Origin of the sequence: Paraburkholderia sp. Cy-641 (assembly GCF_011752945.1) — a bacterium.
In the GTDB taxonomy this organism is placed as follows: Bacteria; Pseudomonadota; Gammaproteobacteria; order Burkholderiales; family Burkholderiaceae; genus Paraburkholderia.
The window spans coordinates 101,672-125,995 of the sequence record NZ_VWWM01000018.1 but is presented as its reverse complement, the minus strand read 5'-3'; the positions used below and the strand labels follow the sequence as shown (position 1 = coordinate 125,995).

The following is a 24,324-nucleotide window of genomic DNA, read 5'->3' as shown; positions in this document are numbered from 1 at the left end:
ATCGAGAGCTGCCAACGTGACTCATCCCAACGAGCTGCCTCTTTCCCCGCTTTCAGCGCTGCAATTTTATGCAACGGCGCCCTATCCCTGCAGTTATCTGGACGGCCGCATCGCCCGCTCGCAGGTCGCCACCCCCAGTCACCTCATCAATTCGGACGTCTATACGGAACTCGTGAAAGCGGGCTTCCGGCGCTCGGGCGTCTTCACCTATCGCCCCTATTGCGACGGCTGCCGCGCCTGCGTGCCGGTGCGCGTGCCAGTCGAGCGTTTCCAGCCGAACCGCACGCAGCGCCGCGTGTGGAAAAAGCATGGCGAGCTGGTCGCCACCGTCGCACCGCTGCACTACGACGAGGAGCACTACACGCTCTACATGCGCTACCAGTCGGCGCGCCACGCGGGCGGCGGCATGGACCGCGACAGCCGCGACCAGTACGAGCAGTTCCTGCTGCAAAGCCGGATCAACTCGCGGCTCGTCGAATTTCGCGAACCGTCGCCGGAGCACCCCGACGCACCGGGCACGCTGCGCATGATCAGCATGATCGACATTCTCGGCGACGGGCTCTCGTCGGTGTACACGTTCTTCGAGCCCGGCCTGCCGCACGCGAGCTTCGGCACCTACAACATCTGCTGGCAGATCGAGCAGGCGCGCAGCCTGAACCTGCCCTACGTGTACCTCGGCTACTGGATTCGCGAGAGCCCGAAAATGGCCTACAAGGCGAATTTCCGGCCGCTCGAAGGTTTGCTCGACGGCGCCTGGCGGGTGCTCGATCCAACCAGTGTCGACCTGCCGCCGGTCGATCTCGCGATGCACGGCCGGCGCGGACCGCTGCGGCCGTAGCGGCTCCCTGACAGCAACGGCCCGGAGCAGGCAAACCGCGTTGTCGACGCCGGCCCCGCTCGCCGGCGCGGCCCATGTGCATGCCGCGTCCACCACGCTCCGGCGCCCTCCTACGCCCCGATCACGCCCCCAATCGGTCTCATCGAAGCCCAAAGCCGGTAAAATAACGGGTTCCCATTTTCCGGCCGTCCGGCTGCCTCGTCCCGTGCTCAGCTCCCTTTACCCGCTTGTTCGCGCCCGGCTCTTTCGCATGGACGCGGAAGACGCCCATCATCTGACCTTGCGCATGCTCGGCGCCATCGGCCGCACCGGCCTCGCCAGCGCGCTCGCGCCGCGCGTGCCGGACGCGCCGCGCACCGTGATGGGCCTCACGTTCCGCAACCCGGTCGGGCTCGCGGCGGGGCTCGACAAGGACGGCGCATGCATCGACGGCCTCGCCGCGCTCGGCTTCGGCTTCATCGAGATCGGCACCGTGACGCCGCGCGCACAGCCGGGCAATCCGCGCCCGCGCATATTCCGGCTGCCGCAGGCGAACGCGGTGATCAACCGGATGGGCTTCAACAACGCCGGCGTCGACCAGTTCGTGCAGAACGTGCAGGCCGCGCGCTATCGCGGCATCCTCGGGCTGAACATCGGCAAGAACGCCGACACGCCGATCGAGCGCGCCGCCGAAGACTATCTCTACTGCCTCGAACGCGTATATCCGTTCGCGAGCTACGTGACGGTCAACATCTCCTCGCCGAATACGAAGAACCTGCGCCAGCTGCAAGGCGCCGACGAACTCGACGCGCTGCTCGCCGCGCTCAAGGACAAGCAGCAGCGTCTCGCCGACCTGCACGGCAAGCTCGTGCCGCTCGCGCTGAAAATCGCGCCGGACCTCGACGACGAGCAGATCAAGTCGATCGCCGGCACCCTGCTGCGCCACCGGTTCGAAGGCGTGATCGCGACCAATACGACGCTCTCGCGCACCGCGGTCGCCGGCCTGCAGCACGGCGACGAAGCCGGCGGCCTGTCGGGCAAGCCGGTGTTCGACGCGTCGAACGAGGTGATTCGCAAACTGCGCGCCGAGGTCGGCGAGACGGTGCCGATCATCGGCGTCGGCGGCATTTTCTCGGGCGAGGACGCGCGCGCGAAGCTCGCGGCCGGCGCGTCGCTCGTGCAGCTCTATACCGGTTTTATCTATCGGGGGCCGACGCTCGTCGCCGAATGCGCACAGGCGTTGCGCTGAAATCAGCCGGCGCACCGCCCCGGAATATAGACATAAACAAACGATATTTTTGCTTCGATAGTTTTGTTTGTTATGCTCACCGCCGTCACAATGCCAAACGAACAAAAAGGAACCCAATGAAATTTGGCCTGTTGAAAAAACTGCTGGTTGCCGCCCTGATCGGCACGTCGTTGACCGCCGTCACCGCGCACGCGGAAGATCTGCTCGACCAGGTCAAGCAGCGCGGCACGCTGCGCATCGGCCTCGAAGGCACCTTCCCGCCGTTCAACTCGAAAGCGCCGTCGGGCGAGCTGGTCGGCTATGACGTTGACATCGCCAGGGCCGTCGCCGCGAAGCTCGGCCTGAAGCCGGAGTTCGTCACGACCGAGTGGAGCGGCATCATCGCCGGTCTGCAGGCGGGCAAGTTCGACGTGATCGTCAACCAGGTCGGCATCACCGATGCGCGCAAGCAAGCGCTCGACTTCTCGCCGGCCTACACGTATTCGGCCGCGCAGCTGATCCAGCGCAAGGACGACACGCGCCAGTTCAAGTCGCTCGACGACCTGAAGGGCAAGAAGCTCGGCGTCGGTCTCGGCACGAACTACATGGACATGGCGAAGTCGGTGCCGGGCATCGACGTGAAGACCTACCCGGGCGCGCCCGAGTATCTGCGCGATCTGGCCGCCGGCCGGCTCGACGCGGCCTTGAACGACCGTCTGATGCTCGCGTACCTGCTGAAGAACTCGCAACTGCCGCTGCGCACCGGCGCGAACGTCGGCACCGCCCCCCCGTCGGGCATTCCGTTCAGAAAGGGCAACCCGAAGTTCGCCAAGGCGATCGAGGACGCGATGACCCAGCTCGAAGCGGACGGCACCTTCACGAAGATCTCGGACAAGTGGTTCGGCATCGACGTCAGCAAGCCGATCCAGTAACACGCGCGTCGTAAATGGTGAAACGAAGGGCGGCATCGTTGGCGATGCCGCCCTTCGCGTTTTTGCGGCGAGCGCGGTGCGGGACCCGATCCGCGCGTCGCGTATACCCCGAGCCGCACCACGCAAGCCGCGCCGTCACGCCCGCCAAAGTTTATGATGTGCGCTTTGCGCATCCCCAAGAACACCGCCCATGTCCATCACTTCCCTGCTGATCCAATCGCTGCCCGTGCTCGCGCAGGGTGCCTTGCTGACGATCAAGTTCGCGATCCTGTCGATGATCTTCGGCCTGATCGGCGGTGCCGTGCTCGCGCTGATGGGCATCAGCCACAGCCGGCCGCTGAACTGGATCGCACGCATCTATGTGAGCGTGATGCGCGGCACGCCGCTGCTCGTGCAGATCTTCGTGATTTATTACGGGCTGCCGAGCTTCGGCATCTCGCTCGATCCGACCCCGGCCGGCGTGATCGCCTTGTCGGCGAACGTCGCCGCGTATCTGTCGGAAAGCATGCGCGGCGCGATTCTCGGCATCCACCAGGGCCAATGGCTCGCCTCGTATAGCCTCGGGCTGTCGCGCCGTCAGACGCTGCGCTACGTGATCGCGCCGCAGGCACTGCGCATCGCCGTGCCGAGTCTGTCGAACAGCCTGATCAGCCTCATCAAGGACACCTCGCTCGTGTCCGTTATCACCGTGACCGAACTGCTGCGCAGCGCGCAGGAAATGATCGCGTCGACCTATCAGCCGCTGCCGCTTTATCTCGCCGCCGCGGCCGTGTACTGGGTGCTATGCCAGGTGCTCGAATGGGCGCAGCGCTGGTACGAACGGCGTCTGTCGCTGCCGACGCGGCATTGAGCGCCGCGCGGTCCGCGGCTCTCTGGCCGGCCCGGATTTCTGCTCGTATTTCCGCTCGTATTTCTGCTCGCACGCCGGCCCATTCATCGACTCGTTCGTCCCCTCGTTCGTCCCCTTACTCCCCGGCGAACTTCACCCCGAGCGCCGCGCGCGCCGCATCGGCCATCGCGATCATCTGCAGCGACGTCGCGTGCGGCATCAGCGGGCTTTCGAGCCGTCCCGCGCGAATCAGCTCGCAGAAGTGCACAGTCTCGTAGTTCAGCCCGCCGCCTTCGAACGGCTCGTCGAGTTCGACGACGCGGCCATCGGCATAGCGGATCGTCGCGCGCGACGGATTCCACCACGGCTCGTGCAGCGTCACATGGCCGCCCTGCGCCATCAGCAGCGCATCGCCCTTGCCGTGCAGATCGAGTCCGCAGAACAGCTGCGCGATGCCGCGCTCGTGCTCGCTGTTGAGGCTCGCGAACGTATCGACGCCGCTCGCACCGAGCCGGCCGAACGTCTGCACGCCGCGTGGCGCGCCGAGCCAGTCCACCGCGAGAAACATTTCGTAGATGCCGATATCGAGCAGCGCGCCGCCTGCATGCTCGAACGATAGCGACGGATGATCGGCCGGCACGCCCGGCACCGAACAGCCCGCGCGCACGAAGCCGACCTCGCCGATCGGCGCGGCCGCGAGCTGCTCGCGCAGCTTTCTGTAGAGTGGATAGAACGGCGGCTTCATCGCTTCCATGAAGAGCCGTTGCGAAGCATACGCAACCGCGAGCACGCGTTCGAGCTGCGGCCGGTTGATCGTGGCGGGCTTCTCGCACAGCACGTGCAGACCGGCCTGCAACGCGGCGATCGCATAGTCGGCGTGGCTGTCCTGATGCGTCGCGATATAGAGTGCGTCGATGCCGCTCGCAAGCAGCGCCTCGAAACTGGCGTAGACGGCGCCGCCGAATTCGTCGGCGAAGGCCTGCGCCGGTTCCGCGCGACGCGACCACAGCGCGGCAAGCCGCGCCTGCGGCACATAGCCGAGCCCCTGCGCGAAACGGCGCGCAATGCGCCCGGTGCCGACGATTCCCCACCGGATCACGCGCGGCGTGTCCGCCGCGGGCGTGGCTTCGTGCATCGGCTCGTGCGCTGCCAACGTTGCATCTGTCATCGTGTCTTCAAGGTCCGTGCGGTTCAGGAGAGCCGTCATTGTCGCGCACGAAACGCATGTCGCCCATGCCTGCCGTGCGCGAAATGCGCTCCGTCTACCGCACGCTCCCGCGCACACCGCTCAGCCGCGCGCGGCGATGCCCTCGCCCTCGCCTGCGCCGTTGCGCTCACGCGCGCGTCGACGGCTCCGCCGAAAACCGGCCGCTGAGCTCTTCGGCGGTGTAGTCGATCATCGCGAGCGAGGCGATTTCCGCTTCTTTCGGATCGCGCCGCTCGATCGCCTCGACCACGCGTCGATGGGAGGCGATCGCGGTTTCGCCCAGATCGTCCTTGTCGTGCATGATCGGATTGACGGTCGACAGCGCACCGCGAATGATCGCCGCCATCTGCTTGAAGAACTGGTTGCCGCTTGCGATCACGATGCGCGTGTGGAACAGCTCATCGGCTTCCTGATAACCGGGCTCGCCGGGGCGAATCAGGCGAAACGCCTCGAACGCCTCGCGGATCGCCGCAACGTCGACGGCACCGCCGCGCGCGGCCGCCTGCGCCGCCGCGCGCGGCTCGATCAGAATGCGGAACTCGATCACGTCGCGCAAAAACAGCGGATCAGGCTTCGCGCGAAAACGCCAGTTCACGACGTCCTCGTCGATCATGCGCCAATCGCTCATGGGCCGGATGCGCGTGCCGATCTTCGGCCGCACGTCCAGCATGTCGCGCGCGAGCAGCATCGAGAGCGCCTCGCGCATCACGGTGCGGCTCACGTCGAACTCCTTCGAGAGCACGTCCTGCGGCGGCAGTATCGCGCCGTACTTCTCCTCGACGATGCCGGTGACGAGCCCGTCCATCACTTTGCTCACCAGCGAGCGATCCTTGTTTGCCTGTTCCATGACCTCTATCTCCCCGAAGCGGTGTTAACCCCGCGTAGCCTGTTGATTGAATGGCCCATACAAATCGTTTTTATGCATTTCACATTTTTTAACGATACGTTGCTAGCTTCGAAACGGATGCGCCAGTGGGACACTTCCTGACAGGGTTATCCCTCTGATGATTTGTTTCGTACCTGCAACGCGCGTGTTGTCGATCAACGCCAAACTGGCCTCTCAAGCGTGCCTGCATTGCGAAGTTTGCATAGTGCGAATACGCACGTTGCCGGATGAAATTGTCTGATTTTCACGAAAGGGGACGCGACCTGGTGGCGCTGCGGTTGCACTGAACGCCGGCGTGGTTGCGACCGGTATCGAAGGAAGTTGAAAGGCCGAATGGCGTGGCCGATGCGCGCGCGAATTGAGCGGCGTGCCACTCGACCCACCACCCGGCTCGCCGGCATGCCGCGCGGGCGGCCGGTTTCGTGTTCCCGGGTTGTCACGCTCACGCGTTGCCGGACGCATCGCCGATACCGGAATAGTCGACACGCAGCACGGGTACAAGGCGTTCTCTTTCAGGCATGACAACCGTCATCCGGCGATAGAGACATCCCGGCGCATTGATACGGATTCCGATGCATCTCCGTAACAGGTACACCCGCATAAGCACGCTCAGTCGCCACCGATCAACGTGGCGGCAGACCCAACCGCGCGCCCGACGCCCTCACTCGCATGCTCGGCATCACAACAACTCGAACGTATCGACGAACGATTCGCCGTCGCGGGCGCGTCGTCGCTGACCGAAGCGCAGCTGACTGCCGTGTACCTGGCGCGTGAGTCCGATGAACGGCACGCCGTGTTCGAGGTACGGCCCTTCGGTCTTGCGAAAACCGAACTGCTCGTAAAAACCGCGCAGTCCGACCGGTGCGCTCACGCGCGCGGCGCGTCCGGGCCAGCGCTCGGCCACCGCGTCGAGCACGCGCTCGATCAGCAGCTCGGCGGTGCCGTCACCACGCCGCAGCGGACTCGTCAGTACCTTGTCGATCATGATCTCCGGATCTTCCGCATCGCCGGGATGCACGCGTGCATAAGCGAGGATCGGCATCGGCCGCGTCATGTCGTCGGCTGCGAAGACGTGCAGCGCGTGCTCGTCGCGGCCGTCCGCATCGAGACAGACATGCGACTGCTCGACGACGAACACCGCGCTACGCGCGCGCAGCACAACATATAACTCACGTGCTGACAGCTGATCGAATTCCAGCGTTTTCCAGTTCATCATGCCCTCGACGGTCAACAGGTTCAGCGGGACAGTACGTGTCATGCCTCGCCCGACGGCATGGCATGACAGGACTGCCCCTCGTTATGGCGACACGTTACGTGCGTGAAACGCCTGTTTCCGTACGGCATCGCACTGACGCTGGACTTTGATCATTCTTAAATGCCGCCTAACGAAGCGCGGCATCACGATGCGGCCTTCATCGCAAGCAGGCCGACGCGCCTCTCGCGGTTCCACTCAGCTTCGCATCGCACATGAACACACCGACGACCCGCATCTCGAATCATCCGATCGACGCCGACGCATGGCCCGGCGATATACGCGTCTTGCGATGGAACGCGAGCGAAACGCGCGCGATGTCCACGATGCCGGCGACGCGCACCGCGGCCGGAGACCGCGCATGAATCCCCTGCTGACCCCCGCGCTCGCCAGCGCGCTGGCGACCTCGCTGCTGCCGCGACGGCCCGGCGGCCTATCCACGCCTCGGCTCGCCGGCACGCAGCCGCTCTGCGGCGCGCCATCGCGCCAGCATGTGCCGCATGCGCTGCATCAGGGCGAACGTGTATGGCAGGAAACCAACTGCTACGCCGATCTATGGATCGAACTGCTGCATGGCTTCGGCTTCGAGCCGCGCGCCGCCCTCGCGTTTACGGTCACGCAGGATTTCGAAGGCGATCAGTTCACCTGCTTCAAGTTTCCGCTCGACGATCTGGAACGTCTGTACGGCACCCAGGTGCGTGAGCTCGCGATCTACGACTCGCTCGAAACGCGCGTGCTCGCGCAAACGTTGCGCGGCCATACCGTGCTCGTCGAAGTGGACGGCCATTACCTGCCCGATATGCGCGCGTCCTCGCATCGCAGCCCGCATCCGAAGACCACGATCGGGATCGACTTCGTCGACGTCGCCGCGCGCCGCATCGGTTACTTCCACAACGCCGGCTATCACCTGCTGGAAGGCGAGGATTACGACGGCGTGTTCCGCAAGCTGCCGCATTTCGCGGAGCAAGCCGGTCTGCTGTTCCCCTACGTCGAGTTCGCGAAACAGACGCGGCCGGCACTCGAAGGCATCGATCTCGCGGAAGCCTCGGCGGAACTGCTGTGCGCGCATCTGGAGCGGCGTCCGCTTATCAACCCGATTTCGCAATGGCGTGCCGCGTTTCCCGCGCATCTCGACACGCTGTTCGAACGCGGCGAGGCCTACCTCGACCTCTATGCGTTCAATCTGATGCGCCAGCTCGGCGCGAACTTCGAGTGTCTCTCGAAGCATCTGCTATGGCTGTTCGCGCAAGGCTTCGAGATTCCACCGACGATTCCGGCCGCGGCGCAGCGCATTGCGTCGGAGGCGATGGTGATGCAGTTCCGGCTCGTCCGCGCGATCGCGCGTGGACGTCGCGACGCATGCGAGGACTGCTTCGACGTGCTCGAAAGCGCTTATGAAAAGACGCTGCCGCCGCTTGCCGCGCTGGTGCGTTGACCTGCCGGCCTCGCACCGCACACTGCGCACCTCCCCCACACCCCGCAGGCATTCGACACGCTCGGCCTCACGAGCCATCTCGACCACGGCATTGGCGTTGTTTCGTCGACGTTACGTTTCGTCCATTCCCTGAACATCGCCGCCAGTCGCAAGTCGCGCGACACTCGCCGACACCCGGATACCGCAGCCATGTTTCGTCCTTGCAATGGATCGATGCATATGCACTAGCCGGCAAGCCGCGCGTGCGGCACGCGAAACGCGAATGGCCGCACATGCGGGGAGCCCACTTTATATCCTCTGACGTTGCAACTCGATGACGACCGTGCCGCGTCTCACTCTTTGGGTTCGAGCGGTTTTCGCAGCATCGAAGCGCGGCACTTCGTTCATATCATTGCCCCGCCCGCGCTCCCCGCGCGCGACTGGCTTCGTCTCTGGCTTCATCTCGCGCCGAGTCATCCGCGTATCGTTGCGAGGCTCTCCGTCGCGTAACCGGCAACCAACCGCGAAATGGTTGCAGATGCATCGAACGCAGACTTTAAAGCTGATGAAACAAACCCTGCATTCGGAGTGAAGTGTGCGGGGTCCATGCGTTATCCGCCATCGTCCAGAGCGAGTTGTCATCTGGTGCTGGCGCACCTTCACGAACCGCGTAAAACCCGGCTTCACGCGCAGCCAGGTGTTGGGTGCATCAAACCACTGTTGGTTGCCGCGCAACTTTTCCCCCTTCAAAAAGGGCTCCGCGCGCGCGAGCCGATGTACCGTATTTAACAGTTCTGAATCATTTCCTGCACGAGACCAACCGAGCATTAAAACGTGCATGAGACGCCAGGTTCAATTTTGCGACACTCTGGGCAGCCCCCTGCCAATTCGCTGAAATCCAGTCATATCAAGGGATTGAGCCAAACTGAAAGTTCTCATGCCATGCATCCTCCGAACCAGGGGGGTGTACATGAATGAAACAAAAACGATCCATTGCCCCCGTGCGGAGACAGGTCCTGATTCGTTGCACCGCGTCGGCATAAGCTTTCATTAAGGTTGGCACGGTCCTCGCTATTAGGTGAGCGCAACACAAGCGCCGTCGCAAACGAGAGCCACAAGAAGGGCTGCGGCGCAAAGGCCACATACGGGGCCGATCCTGCATCCATCGCTGCTCGCCAGGCAGCATGTTTCGGGGATGTGGGAATCGGATCAAATAAACAGAAAGTCGCATGAGACGCGACTTTCATGCGAGGACCGATCATGTTGACACTTCAATCCGATTTGCACGGTAACCATCTGCTGGGTGCGTTGCCGTCGCACGAATGGCAGGCGCTAGCTCCCCATCTCGAACTGGTTCACCTGCGCACCGAGCAGTTACTGTGCGACTCGGGTCAACGCATCCATCACGTGTACTTCCCCACCACCGCCATCATCTCGATGCTCTCGACGATGGAAGACGGCAGCTCCGTCGAAATCGCCGCGGTCGGCCGCGAAGGCATGACCGGCGTGCCGGTGCTCACCGGCGGCGAAACGATGCCGAACCGCGTGCAGGTGCAATGCGCGGGCTTCGCCTACCGGATGAGCGCCCAGGCGCTCAAGCAGCAGTTCGCGCGCTCCGACTTTCTGCGCCGCCTGATGCTGCTCTATATGCACGCGCTGCTCACGCAGGTCGCGCAGACCGCCGCGTGCAATCGCCATCACGCGCTCAGCAAGCAGCTGTGCCGGTGGCTTCTGATCGAAGTCGATCGCGTCGCCTCGAACGATCTGACCGTCACGCAGCAACTGATCGCCGACATGCTCGGCGTACGCCGCGAGGGCATCACCGAAGCGGCCGGCAAGCTGCACGACGAAGGCCTGATTCACCATAGCCGCGGCCATATCAAGGTACTCGACCGCAAGGGTCTCGAGGCCCGCGCCTGCGAATGCTATGGGCTCGTCAAGCGCGAATTCGATCGTCTGCTGCCGCGTCTGCGTCAAGCCGAGACCGTGGAATAAACATCGAACCTGGGTTGCACCGTTCGATTACCGGATCGTTATCTATGTTCAGGAATACCGCGCGATGCCTCGACGCCCTCTTCGTGATTGCCGGCGGCCTGCTCGCACACTGGATGCGTTTTTCGTCACCGATCGCGTTGCCCGATACCGAGCGTCTGCTGATCGCCTTCAGCTGCGTACTCGTACTGCTGCTGTTTCCGGCCTTCGGCGTCTATGAAACATCGCGCGGCAAGGCGCTGACTCCCGTGCTCGGGAGAATCGCCGCCGCCTGGTTCATGGTGGTCGCCACCACGCTCATGCTCGCGTTTTCGCTGCATCGGATGGACGCGGTATCGCGCCTGTGGTTCGGTTATGCGACGCTGATTTCCGGCGCGTTGATCATCGCGACCCGCTGCATCATGCACGTGGTGCTGCATAGCGTGCGCCGCCGCGGCATGAACACGCGCACGGTCGCGATCGTCGCGACTCCCGGCTTCGCGCGCATGCTGCTCGCGCATCTCGAACATGCGCCGCAGGCGGGCTTCAAGCCGGTCTGCGTGTTCGATACCAGCATCGACACCAGCCTTGCCACGAACGTCGAGCACGCCGCTGCGTCTTGTGCGCGTCTGAAGCGCCTGCCGGTGCTGACCGATCTGAACCTGTTCGCCGACAAGGTGCGAGACGAACGCGTGAGCGAAGTATGGCTCGCGTTGCCGCTTTCCGAAGAGCATACGATCTATCGCTTCACGCGCATGTTCAGACATGACTTCGTCAACCTGCGCTTCATTCCCGACGTACGCGGCCTCTCGCTGTTCAATCACGCGCTCGTCGACGTCGCCGGATTGCCGACACTCAATCTGAGCGCGCCGTCGTTTTCGCCGCCGCAGATGTGGCCCAAGCTGATGTTCGACCGCCTGTTCGCGGCGCTCGCGCTGCTCATGCTCGCGCCGGTGTTCCTCGCGCTCGCGATCGGCATCAAGCTCACCTCGCCCGGGCCGGTGTTCTTCCGCCAGGTCCGCAAGGGCGTGGACGGCCGGCCGTTCGCGATCTACAAGTTCCGCTCGATGACCGTGCACAAGGAAGCGCACGGCCAGCTGACGCAGGCCACCCGCAACGACAAGCGCGTGACGAGGCTCGGCAGCTTCATGCGCCGCACGAGCCTCGACGAGCTGCCGCAGTTTCTCAACGTGCTGCTCGGACAGATGTCGGTGGTGGGTCCGCGTCCGCATGCGATCGAACACGACGACCTCTATAAAGACCAGGTGTACGGCTATATGCACCGTTACCGTATCAAGCCCGGCATCACAGGCTGGGCTCAGGTCAACGGCTATCGCGGCGCGACCACCAAGGTCGAGAAGATGGAAGCGCGCGTGAAGTTCGATCTCTTCTATATCCACAACTGGTCGTTCTGGTTCGACATGAAGATCGTGTTCATTACGATCTTCAAGGGCTTTGTCAGCCGCAATGCGTTCTGACCAAGTCGATACGGAAACGGCCACGCGTTTGCGTACACGTCTTCGGGTCGGCGATTCGCCGGCTATTCATGCGGTGAATGCTTCAAGCTTGAATGTGGAGTAGAAAAAAGGCTGCGCCTCGATCGGGGCGCAGCCTTTTGTTTCGCAGAGCATTCATTTAATTTAGTCGGCGCCGCCGCGGTAAGCGCGAAAGCAAGCGCATGCATGCAGGTACAAACGCCAACGCGGGCGGCTGGATCATGAGCCGCCCGCGTTGGCGCGTAGGGACAGAACCTTCCGCGAACCGCGGTCACCGGTCAGCCCTGCAACGCAGCGCACGGCCCACGGCCGGCGCCGCGCCGTTTTCACAAAAACGCGCTGACGTCGGTCTGAAAACGCACCGCGAGTGCCTTGGCGACTTTTTTGCTGATCGCGCGCCGCCCCGCGAGAATGTCGCTGACGACGGTCGGTGACGCGATTCCGGCGAGGTCCTTCTGCTTGAGTCCGTGCGTGACCAGCAGATGGCGCAGGACCTCGCGCGGCTCCGCTTTCGGCAGCATCACGTTGTGCGCTTCCCAGTGGCGGATCAACTCCCGCACGATCGCATGCAGATCGACGAGCGGGTCCTTGTCGGTGCCGTTCAGACGTTCGGCGAGCGAGTTCGCGACTTGCAGCATCTGCTGATAGTCCTCTTCGCTGTGAATCGGCTTGATCGGCAACTGAGCCTGCAACGCAGCCCAAGCCTCGGAAATGTCGGGAAAAGATCCCGCTAGGCGATCGGCGTTCATGAGTTTAAATTCGTCCTCGTCCAAGATCGCATTCGCAATACGTCAGCACCTGACGAACGAATGGCGACTGCCTGTTGTAGTGAATCGCCGTCGCACCCTGTACCGTCTACATCTAAAACGATACGGCGAAGTAGCCCAGAGTCCTTGCCGGCGAGCCGTCTGCTTCAGGTCGTTATGGCCACGCGAGGCATGCCGGCGCCGATGAATCCCACTTCAACCGCGCACGGCGCGCCTCTCAATGCTGGCTGATGCAATCCAGCCATGCTCTCTCTTAAAGGGTCCGCCGCGGATGATCCCGCGCGTGAAGCGCACATCGACGATGCGCGCCCCGCGTGCAAGACCACACGAAACGAACCGGCACATCAATAGCCGCCCAGACACGCCGGTCCGAACGGCTGACTGCTACTCATTGCGAAGTCACTGCGTTACGACGAAACCGATGTGCGGCCGGCACGCTTCTCACGCGCGTGGCGCATCGGCGAATGCACAGCATCGACGGCAGACAGGCGCAATCGCATCTGTGCGCAAACAGCAGACGCGAGATCGACGACGTGGTGACAGGTTTGCCGGCAAGCGGTGCGCGATCTTCGAGAAAATCGGCGAGACTGGGAAGGCCGGTGTCGAGAAGGCACTCGATGATTCTGTCGAGTCTCTTCCTGGCACCACCGGGAGCGACGAACCGGTTGCACTCGATCGCCGCTCATCTCGCGTCCTGCCTGTCAAAAACGCCACCTGTCACTAGCAAAGAGTGTAGGTGGCGCGTTCATCGCTGTGCGTGCGGGTGCCCACATTCGACGCCTGACAGTACGCGAATAATTCAAAGTGCCGGTTCACGGCCTGGAGCCGATGGGCCTTGATTGATTCGACTGCTTATTTTCAGGTTTATTTGCGGGTTTATTTGTAGGTTTATTTACCCGCTCATTTGCCCGTCCGATCCTTTCCGGAAGAGCCATAAAAAACGCGTGTGAGCCGGCTGAACGGCTCACACGCGTTGGAGCGAATAGAAACGCTTCGCTTACTTCTCGCCGTACGTGATCGTCTGCACGCCGGTGTCGGTGCCGAGCAGGCACAGGTTCGCGCCACGGCCCGCGAACAGGCCGACCGTAACGACGCCCGGCCATGCGTTGATGTGTGTTTCGAACGTACGCGGATCGCTGATGCTCAAGCCCTTCACGTCGATGATCTCGTTGCCGTTGTCGGTGATGAACGGCACGCCCTCTTTCGTTACGCGCACGACCGGCACGCCGCCGAGCGCCGTCACGCGACGGCCGATCGCGGTACGCGCCATCGGCACGACTTCGATCGGCAAGGGGAAGTTGCCGAGCGTGTCGACGAGCTTGCTCGCATCGGCGATGCAAACGAATACGTCCGACACCGACGCGACGATCTTCTCGCGCGTGAGCGCGCCGCCGCCGCCCTTGATCATCGCGCCGCTGCGGTCGATCTCGTCGGCGCCGTCGACGTACACGGGCAGCGAATCGATCTCGTTGAGATCGAGCACCTTGAAGCCATGCGATTGCAGGCGCTCGGTCGTGGCGAGCGAACTCGACACCGCGCCGCGATAGCGGGATTTGACGGCGGCCAGCGCGTCGATGAAGCAGTTCGCGGTGGAGCCCGTGCCGACGCCGATCACCGAGCCTTGCGGCACGTTGGCGTTCACGTAATCGGCGGCGGCCTGGCCGACCAGTTGCTTGAGTTCGTCTTGAGTCATGAGAGAGGCGGGAAAAGCGTGAAAAAGCGTTAGTTTACCGGAGTGGCTCGGCGAGCACCCGTTTGGGCCACTTGCGCGCCGCGCATCGAGCGAAGCTGTGTCGATGCCCATGATAAAAAGCAACGGAAGCGCAGAATCATCCCCCGCCCATTCCGCATCCTCCTGTCGCTTGCTAGTTTCGCAGGTCCACTCAATGACAGAGGACTTTCGAATGTCGCAAGAATATGGCTCGAATGGCGTGCGTGTGGTGCTCAGCGCGCCGCAACTGGCCGCAATACTGGCCGCGCGTCGATCAGCCACGCGGAGATGCTTTCCAACCGGCTTTGGGGCGGCCTGCAGGTCGCCGCCGGCGTGGTGGAAATGATCGGAGCGAGCACGCCATGCGTGCTGCCGGAGCCGACGATGGCAGGCAAAGCCGGCTGCGTCGTGTTCGGCGTGCATGGTTCGGACACCGCAGCGGCCGGACTGCGTCAGGTTTTGACGGGGCTGAACATCGCCACGCTAACGCAGCAGAGTGCGACGAAACTCGCCGAAACGCTCAAAGCCCGCCCGGACATAGCGAATCAGATCGGTCTGTCGCTCGATATCGCTGTACCGTTCGGATTCGCCAGTTCGATCAAGGCGGCGCGGGCGGCGCGGATTACGATCGGGCGTATTAATCTGCATGCGCATGAGGCGAAAATGGGTAGTTCGATTGGCGGGCATACGATACTGAAGCACGTTGAAAGAACGGAGGCACAGTTGCGGGAAAGGCTGCAGCTTGAGCCAAGGCGGCAAGTCGTATCGTCTTTTGCCAGTCTGGAACGAGCCGAATGGGCGATATCGGAAGTTATAAGCGCCAATACGACAAGAATCCAAACCTGGGCGAAGACCGCAGTTCGAAATTCGACGCTCGATCTCGTTAAAACAGTTCCGGGGGAAATTGGTTACGGAATAACAAGATCGACGGGGAAGCTGACATCAATGAATAGGGTGATCGTCGTTTTGAAATACCAGGTCTACAATGGCATGCCATATTACATTTTTACTGCCTACATCAATGAAAGGTGAATGATGCCTTCGGAACACTACTCACAGATGAGCCTTGTTTTTCGGGCCTACTTCGGTCAGGACTTCGATTTGTTTGGCAATACAATCCCGGAAATTGTTTCCTGCTATAAAAAAGATAATCCACAAGAACGCCATAACGAACTAATCAATGAAATAAATTATTTTATGGACGAACACCCGAATGATCTTGATTCTACATTTGAAACTAAATATGGCACGGAATTTGATCCGGCATTGTGGGGTCATACAACCGCTTCTTTTCTGGATGAATTAAAGCGGCTTTTGAACGAGTAACCTGTCGCTTATCATATCGCTCCCAACCCGCCCGGAAACACTAGCATGACCCGGGCGCAATCAATTAAATGATCGACAAAACACCATACCCGCAGTCCCAGATTCTATTTAGTAAGCATCTCGATTAGGATTCCGACCTGCGGAGTGAAACTGTGAAAATTGTCTCCTTTTTCAAAATAAACCGAGAAAGACAGGTCGCATGCATTGATCAAAGGTAAAACATGCTATCAGATCACTATCCACGGATGCATGAACTCTTTGGAGCATATTTTAATCAGGATTTTGATTTATGTGGAAATACAATTCCGGAAATCATTTCATGCTACAAGAGAGATAGCCCACGAGATTACCATTACGAAATGATCAAAGAGATAAATTTATTCATGGATGAACATCCAGTGGATCTTGATTCAGCCTTTGAAAAAAACTATAACAATGGCTTTTATCCAAAACTTTGGGGTCACACAACTACTTCTTTTCTCAACGAATTAAAGTGGCTATTGAGCCAATAGTCAACTTGCCTGCCACTTTGGCAGGCAAGTTGACGCGATAATAAGGAGTAGCTGAGCCGCCGGATTATCGCCTACGATGCGTATGCAGGGCCGATGGCTATGGTGTAGTCTGCGTAACAAGGATCGGATAACGCAGCACAATCTAAAAATTTCTCGTTAACGCGGCATTACACCATGACGCAACATTTTACATCAAATAAAAATCATCTTTTACAATAGATATTTTTCAAATAACATATCCATGCAAGTAATATCAGCACGCCACATCGACAGCAGCGACTCCGATGAAAATGAAATGTACGATTATTATTACGAATACGACATTTACGAGTTTATCGACGAAAACGTTCACTATATAGCCAGAGCCTACGTGGACGAACCATTCAACGCTCATTTTCTGAAAATGAAATCAGAAGGCGAAGATCTGTGGCGAATAATAGAAGAACAGGATATGAATAATCCACTGTTCAGAAACGCAGTCGCCTTCCTGAAAGAAAAAGGGAAAACCAATATCCAATATCTGAGCAGTGGCCCCCGAGGTTATCTGGATATTTAGAATACGTCATTACCCACATCAATCAACAGAATCTCTCGCTACATCACGAGCAACCCGCCCGGAACACCAGTGCGCTCCGGGCGGAAGCCATTGACCAACAGGAATTACTTCTTCACCGCTCTCTGCCGCACCGCCTCGAACAGACACACGCCGCTGGCAACCGAAACATTCAGACTCTCCACCGTCCCCGCCATCGGAATGTGCATGATCACGTCACACGTTTCGCGCGTCAGACGCCGCATGCCCTCGCCTTCGGCGCCCATCACGAGCGCGACCGGACCGTCGAGTCCGGTTTCGTAGACGCTCTTCTCTGCCTCGCCGGCCGTACCGACCACCCACACGCCCGCATCCTTCAGCTCGCGCAGCGCGCGCGCCAGATTCGTCACGGTGATGTACGGCACGGTATCGGCCGCCCCGCTCGCGACCTTCGCCGCGGTGGCGTTCAGGCCCACCGCGCGATCGCGCGGCGCGATCACCGCATGTGCGCCGGCCGCGTCGGCGACACGCAGGCACGCGCCGAGATTGTGCGGATCAGTCACGCCGTCGAGCACGAGGATCAGCGGCGAACCGGTGATGCCGTCGAGCAGTTCGGCAAGGTTCTGCGCGAGCGGCAGATCGCCGGCGCGCGCGACCACGCCCTGGTGGCGCTCGGTATGCGCGAGCCCCCACAGCCGCGTTTCGTCGGCGGCAATCAGGCGCACGCCCGCTTCCTTCGCGGCATGCAGGAACTCGGTCATACGACGGTCCTTGCGCGTCGCGTCGTAATAGACATCTTCGACCGTCGACGCATCGTGCCGGATACGCGCGGTCACTGCGTGGAAACCATATAAAACCTTGAGACGTGCCATGACTGAACAACCTTTGATTGGGCGCGCGTCAAACGCGCCGCTGTGATGAAGATAAAAACCTGTGTCGTGCCGAGGTCGTACTGCGTAGTGTGCACGCGCGCCACCGCGCGTACGGCGTTGTTGCGCCTCGCACTTCAGCCGCCCAAACCGCTGCCCGCCCAAATGCAGACCGCGCGCAACCGGCACGCTTCACGTGCCCGCTGCGCGCGGCCCGGACACTGCGACGACCTCAGCGCTTCTTGCGTGCCTGCTTCGACGTCGCCTTCGTCGCGGCGCTACGCTTCTTCGCCGCGCCGCGCGCCGCGCGCGCTTCCTTGATCGCCGCGCTCTGCGCCGGCGCGGCCTTCTTGCGCCGCGGACCCGGCACCGGCACGCCGTTGTCCTCTGCCGGCAATGCACGTACGCGCGGCCCGCCGCCTTCGCTGCGGTCGGCCGATGCGCCGCGCGACGCGGGCGGCTTGATCGGCGTGTCGCGCACGAGGCGGAAGTCGATCTTGCGCGCGTCGAGATCGACGCGGCTCACCTGCACACGCACGCGATCCGACAGGCGATAACGAATACCGGTACGCTCACCACGCAGCTCGTTCTTGATCTCGTCGTACTGGAAGTAGTCCGAACCGAGTTCGGTCACATGCACGAGACCTTCGATAAACAGCGAATCGAGCTGCACGAAGATGCCGAACGACGTCACGCCGTTGACCATGCCGCCATACTCTTCGCCGAGCTTGTCGCGCATGAAATAGCACTTGAGCCAGGCTTCGACGTCGCGCGATGCTTCGTCCGCGCGACGCTCGTTCGCCGAGCAGTGCAGACCGAGTTCCTCCCAGATCGCGACGTTGTTCGCCCGCGCGCGGGTGCCGCGCTTTTCCTCGTCGGCCTGCTGCATCGCGCGGGCACGCGGCGAGAGCGCGGTATTGAGTTCGACGCCGTGCGGCGGCTCGGGCTGATACTTACGGCCCTGCAGAATCGCGTAGATCGCGCGATGCGTGAGCAGGTCCGGGTAACGGCGAATCGGGCTCGTGAAGTGCGCATAGGCCTCGTACGCGAGACCGAAGTGGCCGATGTTGTCGGGGCTGTAGACCGCCTGCTGCATCGAGCGCAGCAGCATCGTCTGCAGCATCGGCGCGTCGGGCCGGTCGCGGATCTGCGCCATCAGCGCCGCGTAATCGCTCGCGTGCGGCGTGTCGCCGCCGCCGAGCGTCAGGCCCATGCCGCGCAGGAACGTACGCAGATTCTCGAGCTTTTCCGCGCTCGGTCCCGCATGCACGCGGAACAGGCCAGGATGTTTGTTGCGCTTGAGGAAGTCGGCCGCGCACACGTTCGCGGCCAGCATGCATTCCTCGATCAGCTTATGCGCGTCGTTGCGCGTGCGCGGCACGATCTGCTCGATCTTGCCCTGCGCATTGCAGACGATGTACGTCTCGGTCGTATCGAAGTCGATCGCGCCGCGTTTCTGGCGCGCCGCGAACAACGCCTTGTACACGCCGTACAGATTCTGCAATTGCGGCAGCAGCGTAGCGCGGCGCGTCGCCTCGGGGCCCTTGGTGTTCTTCAGCACCGCGGCGACTTCCGTATAAGTGAGCCGCGCGGCCGAATGCATCACGCCGGGATAGAACTGGTAGGCCTTCACGTCGCCGCGCGCGGTGACGATCATGTCGCACACGAGCACGCAGCGGTCCACTTGCGGATTGAGCGAGCACAGCCCGTTCGACAGCTTCTCCGGCAGCATCGGAATCACGCGGCGCGGGAAATACACCGAGGTGCTGCGCTCGATCGCGTCGGTGTCGAGCCCGCTCTTCGGATGCACGTAGTGCGACACGTCAGCGATCGCGACGATCAGGCGGAAACCGTCGCCACGACCGACCTTGACCGGCTCGCAATAGACCGCGTCGTCGAAGTCGCGCGCGTCTTCGCCGTCGATCGTGACGAGCGGCACGTCACGCAGATCGACGCGATGATGAACGTCGGCCGGACGCACTTCGTCGGGCAGGCGCGCGGCTTCGTCGAGCGCGGCCTCGCCGAACTCGTGCGGCACGCCGTACTTGCGCACCGCGATTTCGATTTCCATGCCGGGGTCGTCGATATCGCCGAGCACTTCGACCACGCGGCCGAGCGGCTGCGAATGACGGCTCGGGAAATCGGTCAGCTCGACCACCACGACCTGGCCGACCTTGGCCTTCTTGGTGTTCTGCGTGATCAGGATGTCGTGGCCGATGCGCTTGTCTTCGGGCGCGACGATCAGCGCACCGTTCTCGTTGAGCAGACGCCCGATCACGCGCTTGTTGGCGCGGTCAGTGACCTCGACGATGTGCCCTTCCGGGCGCCCGCGCCGGTCATAGCCGACGATGCGCGCGAGCACGCGGTCGTTGTGCATGACCTTTTGCATTTCGCCGTTGGGCAGGAACAGGTCGTCCTGGCCGTCGTCGCGAATCAGGAAGCCGTAGCCGTCGCGATGACCCTGCACGCGGCCCGCGACGAAGTTCGACGGATGGGTGAGTTGATAGAGGTTGCGCTGATCGAGCCGGATCTGGCCGTCGCGCTCCATCGCGCCGAGACGCTTGAAAAATCCTTCGCGCTCCTGGCGCTTGATCGACAAGGCTTCGGCGATGTCGTTCGCGGCAAGCGGCGTTTCACTCGTGCGCAGCACGCCGAGGATTTCTTCGCGGCTTGGAATCGGATACGGAAATTTGCTCAAGGGCTTGTCGATGATTTTTTCTCGTTGCATGGACGTCGGCCGACGTGAGGGCCCGGCCTGTTAGACGTTTGCGATATGCGCTCGGTTGCAAGCTGCAACTGCACAGCGCCTCTCGTTGCATCGGTTGTTGCGCCTGCCGTGCTCTACTGCGACTGCGTTGCAAACTCACCGGAGACGGCGAAGCGCCGGCTCCCGCTCGAGGCCCTGCCGATATGCCAACGAACGACAGAGGCCAACGCAGTACTGCGAGGCATTCTAACACCCGTGCCGCGCGCCAAGCGGGGCGTCTGCGACCTCTGCCGGACATGGCGCGACAGCTTGCGCCGGGCTTCAATCGACTTTGGTGCGATGCTTGACAGACCTGAATCGGTCGCTATAATGGCGTTCTTTGCTGTTCATCACCTGCCCAGGTGGCGAAATTGGTAGACGCACTAGGTTCAGGTCCTAGCGGTGGCAACACTGTGGAGGTTCGAGTCCTCTCCTGGGCACCAGATTCAAAAGTAGAGCCGCCTTCTGGGCGGCTCTACTTTTTTGTGTAAGACCCGGTAGTCCGACAGGCTGTTTTACGATCAGTCGGCCGGATGAGCAGGACGGGGGATCGGTCGCGAAAGCAACTTCGCTGCGCGATTCGACCGGGCGGACAGGAAAGTTTGTTTGAAGCAGGGATTGACAAACTTGATCGTCACGCTAAAATAGCGGTCTAGCTTGAAGACGTGCCCAGGTGGCGGAATTGGTAGACGCACTAGGTTCAGGTCCTAGCGGTGGCAACACCGTGGAGGTTCGAGTCCTCTCCTGGGCACCACAAAGCTGTTCAAGGTAGTACAACGCAGTCCAGCAAGACCCCGCAAAGCCTTATCGCAGCGGGGTTTTTGCTTTTTGCGGTCCATCCTGATCCAGTTGAAGCGCGTGTCAAAGTAGTACACTGGGCAGTACATCGAAAGTTCGAGCTGACTGGATGTACTACCATGCTTCTGACTGCCCGACAGGTCCAGCTGGCCAAGCCTGCCAGCCGTGACCACACGCTCAAGGACGGACGCGGCCTGTTCCTTTTTGTGCCCACCGACGGCCCTAAATGCTGGCATTTCCGGTACAGCTTCGCCGGGAAACAGCGGCGCATCTCCTTCGGCACCTATCCGGCGCTTTCGCTTCAGGATGCCCGCGAACTCACTTCTACGGCTCGCACACAACTGGCGCACGGCACCGATCCAGGCCAGCATCGACGCACAGCAAAAAAGCTCTCGAAGGAAACTGACGAGGAGAAGCTCTTTCGTTCGGCTGCCGAGCGGTGGTACAAGCGCAAAGAGGTTGCTGGTCGCGCAAGCTCAACGCTTGGCAAGATGCGTGCGTACCTCGACAAGGACATCCTGCCCGTGCTCGGTTCGATGATGCTCCAGGACATTACCCGTGGAGACTGCGCTCGCGTCCAGGAGCGCTTCGAGAAACGGGATGCCCTGAACGTGTCGAAGAAAGCCCGGGGCTGGTTGCGTGAGATTTTCAGCCAGGCCATCGCTGAGGGGCGCTGTGAATTCAACCCTGCCTCAGAATTGAAAATCATCGCGCAAGCGGCACCGAGGTCTAAATCGTACCCACACCTGCTCGAACCTGAACTCCCCGAATTTCTTCGCTCGCTCGAGAAATCAACCAGTCGCCTCATTTCCTACACCGCAGCCTGGATGACGACTTGGACGGCCAGCCGACCCGGCATGGTGCGCTACGCGGAATGGGCTGAAGTGGATCTGGACTCCGCCCTGTGGACGATATCGGCAGAGAAGATGAAGATGCGGCGTCTGTACGTCACGCCCCTGCCCTCGCAACTGGTTAGTGCGTTGCGTGAACTCAAGAAGCTGACCGGGCGCCACCGCTACCTCTTTCCAGGTATCGGAACGAAGAACGAAGTCATCAGCGAAAACACCATCAACCTCGTGTTCTCGAAGATTGGCTACAAGGGCCGTATGGTTGGCCACGGCACCCGCCATACCGCGAGCACTCTCCTTCGCGATCACGGCTGGAAAAAAGACCATGTCGAAACTCAGTTGTCGCACCTTGAAGGAGGCATCGCAGGCGACTATAACCACGCAAAATATCTCCGACAACGTCGCGCGATGATGCAGTGGTATGCGGATTATCTCGACGGGCTGAAAAACGGGATGTCTCCAATCCAACAGGCAACGTTTGCCCGCCGGGTCAATAGAATGCTCCCTCATCAGTTAGCATCAACTCCGCCACCTCACAACGAAACTGATGAGATTGCAGCCTAAAGCACCGGCCGTCACGTAAGCGTTCGATTGTTAATAGCACCAAGCAAAATCTGACCCAGGGGAAACTGGCCGCATTTTTCCGCCGATGCTAACCCAAAAGCGAGCAGTAGAAATCAATGTATTGGAAAAGCTCGTTCAGGCGTGCCACCACCTCGGACATCGCGCGGTCAGGCATGTCGATGCAGAACTCATTGACCTGACGCTTGACCTCATTCGAGGCGGCCAAGCCAGCGAAGACAGCGTCCCTCCAGAGTTCCTCAGAGCCACGAACCCGCTCAGGCCGACCAACGGGCGCAGTACGGGGTTCGTCAAGAACGGTGATGGTCGCTGGCGACCCTCCCAGCGCAATCACCAACTTTCAGGCTCGGCAACAAGTTGATTCAGCGAATCCATCGCGATGGGCATGATCATCCAACAATGCGAAAACTAAGGCCTCAATCTGACCCCGCACACAGCGGCCCGCCCATGACACATACATCGAAAAATTGCGCGACCTCCATTCGTGCTCTACGGAGACGCGGGCTTCGCCACCATTCTCGCTGCGGTGCTCCTGAGCACCTGGGTAAATTCGGATGCGATAGCCTTCGGCTCGACACCCCGACGTGTGGCACCGATTAAATCGATGCTGACGGAAGGTTCGACAAGCATCGATACCATCACTTGCCGCCTCAAGCATTCTGGAAGCGCAAAAGATGGAATAATGGCATTCCCGAGTCCGGCTTCAACCATCCCCACTAAGGTTCCTATGAAGTTCATGGTCGGGCGTCTCTCATTGGCCCGATTGATCCGCTTCAAGTGGGTCTCGATCAAGTACTGAATCGGGTTGTCGGGCGGTAGGCTAATCAAATCCAATCCTGACAGGCTATTCCAGTTTCGAGACTGTCCTAGCCCCGCACGACCAGATACTGACGAGCCGAACGATTGAACCGGACTGATCAACATCAGTTTGAACTTGCAGATGGGCGTTCTGCCCAATCCGACTGCCGGCCTGATAAAGAAACCCAAGCCGATGTCGACGTGCCCCTCCAGGACTGCTTGACGAACGCCTGTCATCTCCACATCTTCCAGTTCGACCTTCACTCCCGGGTGACTGCTCCGAAAGTCATTCAATGTCGCAGGCAGAAGATTGGCAGACACCATCGGAGTGGCCGCTAGCGAGAGTCTGGATGTGCGCTCGACACGAGTACCCGCAAGAGACTCTTCGAGGTCTGCGTAGTCGAGCAAGATCTGCTTAGCGGCGACTTGGAGCTTTCTACCAGCGTCGGTGGGTACGACCAATCTGGTTGTTCGATCGAACAGGCGCGCGCCAATGGTTGTCTCGAGATCCCTGATGAGCATGCTAATGCCGGACTGCGACATTGGAATCTTCTCGGCAGCCTTCGAAAAGCTCTGCAGTCTACAAACTTCCAGGAAAGCATGCAATTGTCTCGGTTGAACGTTCATCAGCGACATTTGAATAATCTCCATCATAGGGCCTACGCGCCAAACATGACTCAAAAAATCTGCCGTAGGCCTCTTTCGGTGTTCATGAGTTTTCGCTTCCAGCGTTTGAGCGGAGCGAACCACGAACAGGTACCACGAATTATCGGAATCAGAGTCTCAGTTCAATATCAAAGCTT

General features: G+C 60.9%; 21 protein-coding genes, 2 tRNA genes and 1 pseudogene. 15 read left to right on the top strand and 9 right to left on the bottom strand.

Annotation, left to right across the window (positions count from 1 at the left end):
- Positions 1 to 16 precede the first annotated feature (16 nt).
- The 4 genes from F3J20_RS12255 to F3J20_RS12240 all read left to right on the top strand — a co-directional run bounded on the left by F3J20_RS12255 (position 17) and on the right by F3J20_RS12240 (position 3,827).
- Positions 17 to 838 carry an arginyltransferase gene (locus F3J20_RS12255; protein ID WP_167283492.1) on the top strand — a complete coding sequence of 274 codons (822 nt, stop codon included), beginning with the start codon at positions 17 to 19 and terminating at the stop codon, positions 836 to 838.
- A gap of 205 nt (positions 839 to 1,043) precedes the next feature.
- Positions 1,044 to 2,066, top strand: a complete 1,023-nt coding sequence (locus F3J20_RS12250; protein WP_167283491.1) for a quinone-dependent dihydroorotate dehydrogenase — start codon at positions 1,044 to 1,046, stop codon at positions 2,064 to 2,066.
- Between the two features lie 116 nt (positions 2,067 to 2,182).
- Positions 2,183 to 2,977 (top strand): cystine ABC transporter substrate-binding protein, encoded by a 795-nt coding sequence (locus F3J20_RS12245; RefSeq protein WP_167283490.1) that lies wholly within the window; start codon positions 2,183 to 2,185, stop codon positions 2,975 to 2,977.
- Positions 2,978 to 3,167: 190 nt separating this feature from the next.
- Positions 3,168 to 3,827: an amino acid ABC transporter permease gene (locus F3J20_RS12240; RefSeq protein WP_167038628.1), complete on the top strand. Its 660-nt coding sequence runs from the start codon at positions 3,168 to 3,170 to the stop codon at positions 3,825 to 3,827.
- A gap of 115 nt (positions 3,828 to 3,942) precedes the next feature.
- On the opposite strand, the gene F3J20_RS12235 is transcribed toward F3J20_RS12240, so the two are convergent.
- The 3 genes from F3J20_RS12235 to F3J20_RS12225 form a co-directional block, all read right to left on the bottom strand.
- On the bottom strand, positions 3,943 to 4,941 hold the full coding sequence (locus F3J20_RS12235; RefSeq protein WP_167283511.1) for a Gfo/Idh/MocA family oxidoreductase: 999 nt from the start codon (positions 4,939 to 4,941) through the stop codon (positions 3,943 to 3,945).
- A gap of 199 nt (positions 4,942 to 5,140) precedes the next feature.
- The gene (locus F3J20_RS12230) at positions 5,141 to 5,860 is read right to left on the bottom strand and encodes an FCD domain-containing protein (protein ID WP_167038630.1); all 720 of its coding nucleotides are present in this window, start codon (positions 5,858 to 5,860) and stop codon (positions 5,141 to 5,143) included.
- A 718-nt stretch (positions 5,861 to 6,578) separates the two neighbouring features.
- On the bottom strand, positions 6,579 to 7,112 hold the full coding sequence (locus F3J20_RS12225; protein ID WP_167038700.1) for a GNAT family N-acetyltransferase: 534 nt from the start codon (positions 7,110 to 7,112) through the stop codon (positions 6,579 to 6,581).
- Positions 7,113 to 7,366: 254 nt separating this feature from the next.
- On the opposite strand from F3J20_RS12225, the gene F3J20_RS12220 reads away from it, so the two are divergent.
- From F3J20_RS12220 to F3J20_RS12205, 4 genes are all read left to right on the top strand, one after another.
- The gene (locus tag F3J20_RS12220) at positions 7,367 to 7,516 is read left to right on the top strand and encodes a hypothetical protein (protein WP_167283489.1); all 150 of its coding nucleotides are present in this window, start codon (positions 7,367 to 7,369) and stop codon (positions 7,514 to 7,516) included.
- The gene (locus F3J20_RS12215) at positions 7,513 to 8,586 is read left to right on the top strand and encodes a DUF1839 family protein (protein ID WP_167283488.1); all 1,074 of its coding nucleotides are present in this window, start codon (positions 7,513 to 7,515) and stop codon (positions 8,584 to 8,586) included. The genes F3J20_RS12220 and F3J20_RS12215 overlap by 4 nt, the downstream gene beginning before the upstream one ends.
- 1,239 nt (positions 8,587 to 9,825) lie before the next feature.
- Positions 9,826 to 10,560, top strand: coding sequence for a Crp/Fnr family transcriptional regulator (locus tag F3J20_RS12210; protein WP_064269966.1), 735 nt, complete (start codon positions 9,826 to 9,828; stop codon positions 10,558 to 10,560).
- A 44-nt stretch (positions 10,561 to 10,604) separates the two neighbouring features.
- Entirely contained in the window at positions 10,605 to 12,014 is a 1,410-nt protein-coding gene (locus F3J20_RS12205) for an undecaprenyl-phosphate glucose phosphotransferase (RefSeq protein ID WP_167283487.1), read from the top strand.
- A gap of 344 nt (positions 12,015 to 12,358) precedes the next feature.
- On the opposite strand, the gene F3J20_RS12200 is transcribed toward F3J20_RS12205, so the two are convergent.
- Both F3J20_RS12200 and rpiA read right to left on the bottom strand, forming a co-directional pair.
- Positions 12,359 to 12,781 (bottom strand): transcriptional regulator, encoded by a 423-nt coding sequence (locus F3J20_RS12200; protein ID WP_167038636.1) that lies wholly within the window; start codon positions 12,779 to 12,781, stop codon positions 12,359 to 12,361.
- 1,015 nt (positions 12,782 to 13,796) lie between these two features.
- Positions 13,797 to 14,492 carry a ribose-5-phosphate isomerase RpiA gene (gene rpiA, locus F3J20_RS12195; RefSeq protein ID WP_167283486.1) on the bottom strand — a complete coding sequence of 232 codons (696 nt, stop codon included), beginning with the start codon at positions 14,490 to 14,492 and terminating at the stop codon, positions 13,797 to 13,799.
- A 211-nt stretch (positions 14,493 to 14,703) separates the two neighbouring features.
- Here rpiA and F3J20_RS12190 point away from each other — a divergent pair.
- The 4 genes and pseudogenes from F3J20_RS12190 to F3J20_RS12175 all read left to right on the top strand — a co-directional run bounded on the left by F3J20_RS12190 (position 14,704) and on the right by F3J20_RS12175 (position 16,904).
- Positions 14,704 to 15,542, top strand: a pseudogene (locus F3J20_RS12190) (RNase A-like domain-containing protein).
- On the top strand, positions 15,543 to 15,836 hold the full coding sequence (locus F3J20_RS12185; RefSeq protein WP_240162771.1) for a contact-dependent growth inhibition system immunity protein: 294 nt from the start codon (positions 15,543 to 15,545) through the stop codon (positions 15,834 to 15,836). It abuts the pseudogene before it with no gap.
- Positions 15,837 to 16,057: 221 nt separating this feature from the next.
- Positions 16,058 to 16,348 (top strand): contact-dependent growth inhibition system immunity protein, encoded by a 291-nt coding sequence (locus F3J20_RS12180; RefSeq protein ID WP_167283484.1) that lies wholly within the window; start codon positions 16,058 to 16,060, stop codon positions 16,346 to 16,348.
- A gap of 241 nt (positions 16,349 to 16,589) precedes the next feature.
- Positions 16,590 to 16,904 (top strand): hypothetical protein, encoded by a 315-nt coding sequence (locus F3J20_RS12175; RefSeq protein ID WP_167283483.1) that lies wholly within the window; start codon positions 16,590 to 16,592, stop codon positions 16,902 to 16,904.
- Positions 16,905 to 17,008: 104 nt separating this feature from the next.
- On the opposite strand, the gene rlmB is transcribed toward F3J20_RS12175, so the two are convergent.
- Complete coding sequence (gene rlmB / locus F3J20_RS12170) at positions 17,009 to 17,752, bottom strand: 23S rRNA (guanosine(2251)-2'-O)-methyltransferase RlmB (protein WP_167038645.1); 744 nt, start codon at positions 17,750 to 17,752, stop codon at positions 17,009 to 17,011.
- A 229-nt stretch (positions 17,753 to 17,981) separates the two neighbouring features.
- Complete coding sequence (gene rnr / locus F3J20_RS12165; RefSeq protein WP_167283482.1) at positions 17,982 to 20,477, bottom strand: ribonuclease R; 2,496 nt, start codon at positions 20,475 to 20,477, stop codon at positions 17,982 to 17,984.
- 374 nt (positions 20,478 to 20,851) lie between these two features.
- Between rnr and F3J20_RS12160 the strand changes: the two genes are divergently transcribed.
- The 3 genes from F3J20_RS12160 (at position 20,852) to F3J20_RS12150 (ending at position 22,705) form a co-directional block, all read left to right on the top strand.
- Positions 20,852 to 20,938: transfer RNA gene (locus F3J20_RS12160), tRNA-Leu, on the top strand.
- Positions 20,939 to 21,162: 224 nt separating this feature from the next.
- Positions 21,163 to 21,249 (top strand) — tRNA-Leu (locus F3J20_RS12155).
- A 163-nt stretch (positions 21,250 to 21,412) separates the two neighbouring features.
- Complete coding sequence (locus F3J20_RS12150; RefSeq protein WP_167283481.1) at positions 21,413 to 22,705, top strand: integrase arm-type DNA-binding domain-containing protein; 1,293 nt, start codon at positions 21,413 to 21,415, stop codon at positions 22,703 to 22,705.
- Positions 22,706 to 22,793: 88 nt separating this feature from the next.
- Here F3J20_RS12150 and F3J20_RS12145 read toward each other — a convergent pair whose 3' ends face one another.
- Entirely contained in the window at positions 22,794 to 23,060 is a 267-nt protein-coding gene (locus F3J20_RS12145) for a hypothetical protein (protein WP_167283480.1), read from the bottom strand.
- Between the two features lie 152 nt (positions 23,061 to 23,212).
- The gene (locus F3J20_RS12140) at positions 23,213 to 24,157 is read right to left on the bottom strand and encodes a LysR family transcriptional regulator (protein WP_240162770.1); all 945 of its coding nucleotides are present in this window, start codon (positions 24,155 to 24,157) and stop codon (positions 23,213 to 23,215) included.
- Between the last annotated feature and the right edge of the window lie 167 nt (positions 24,158 to 24,324).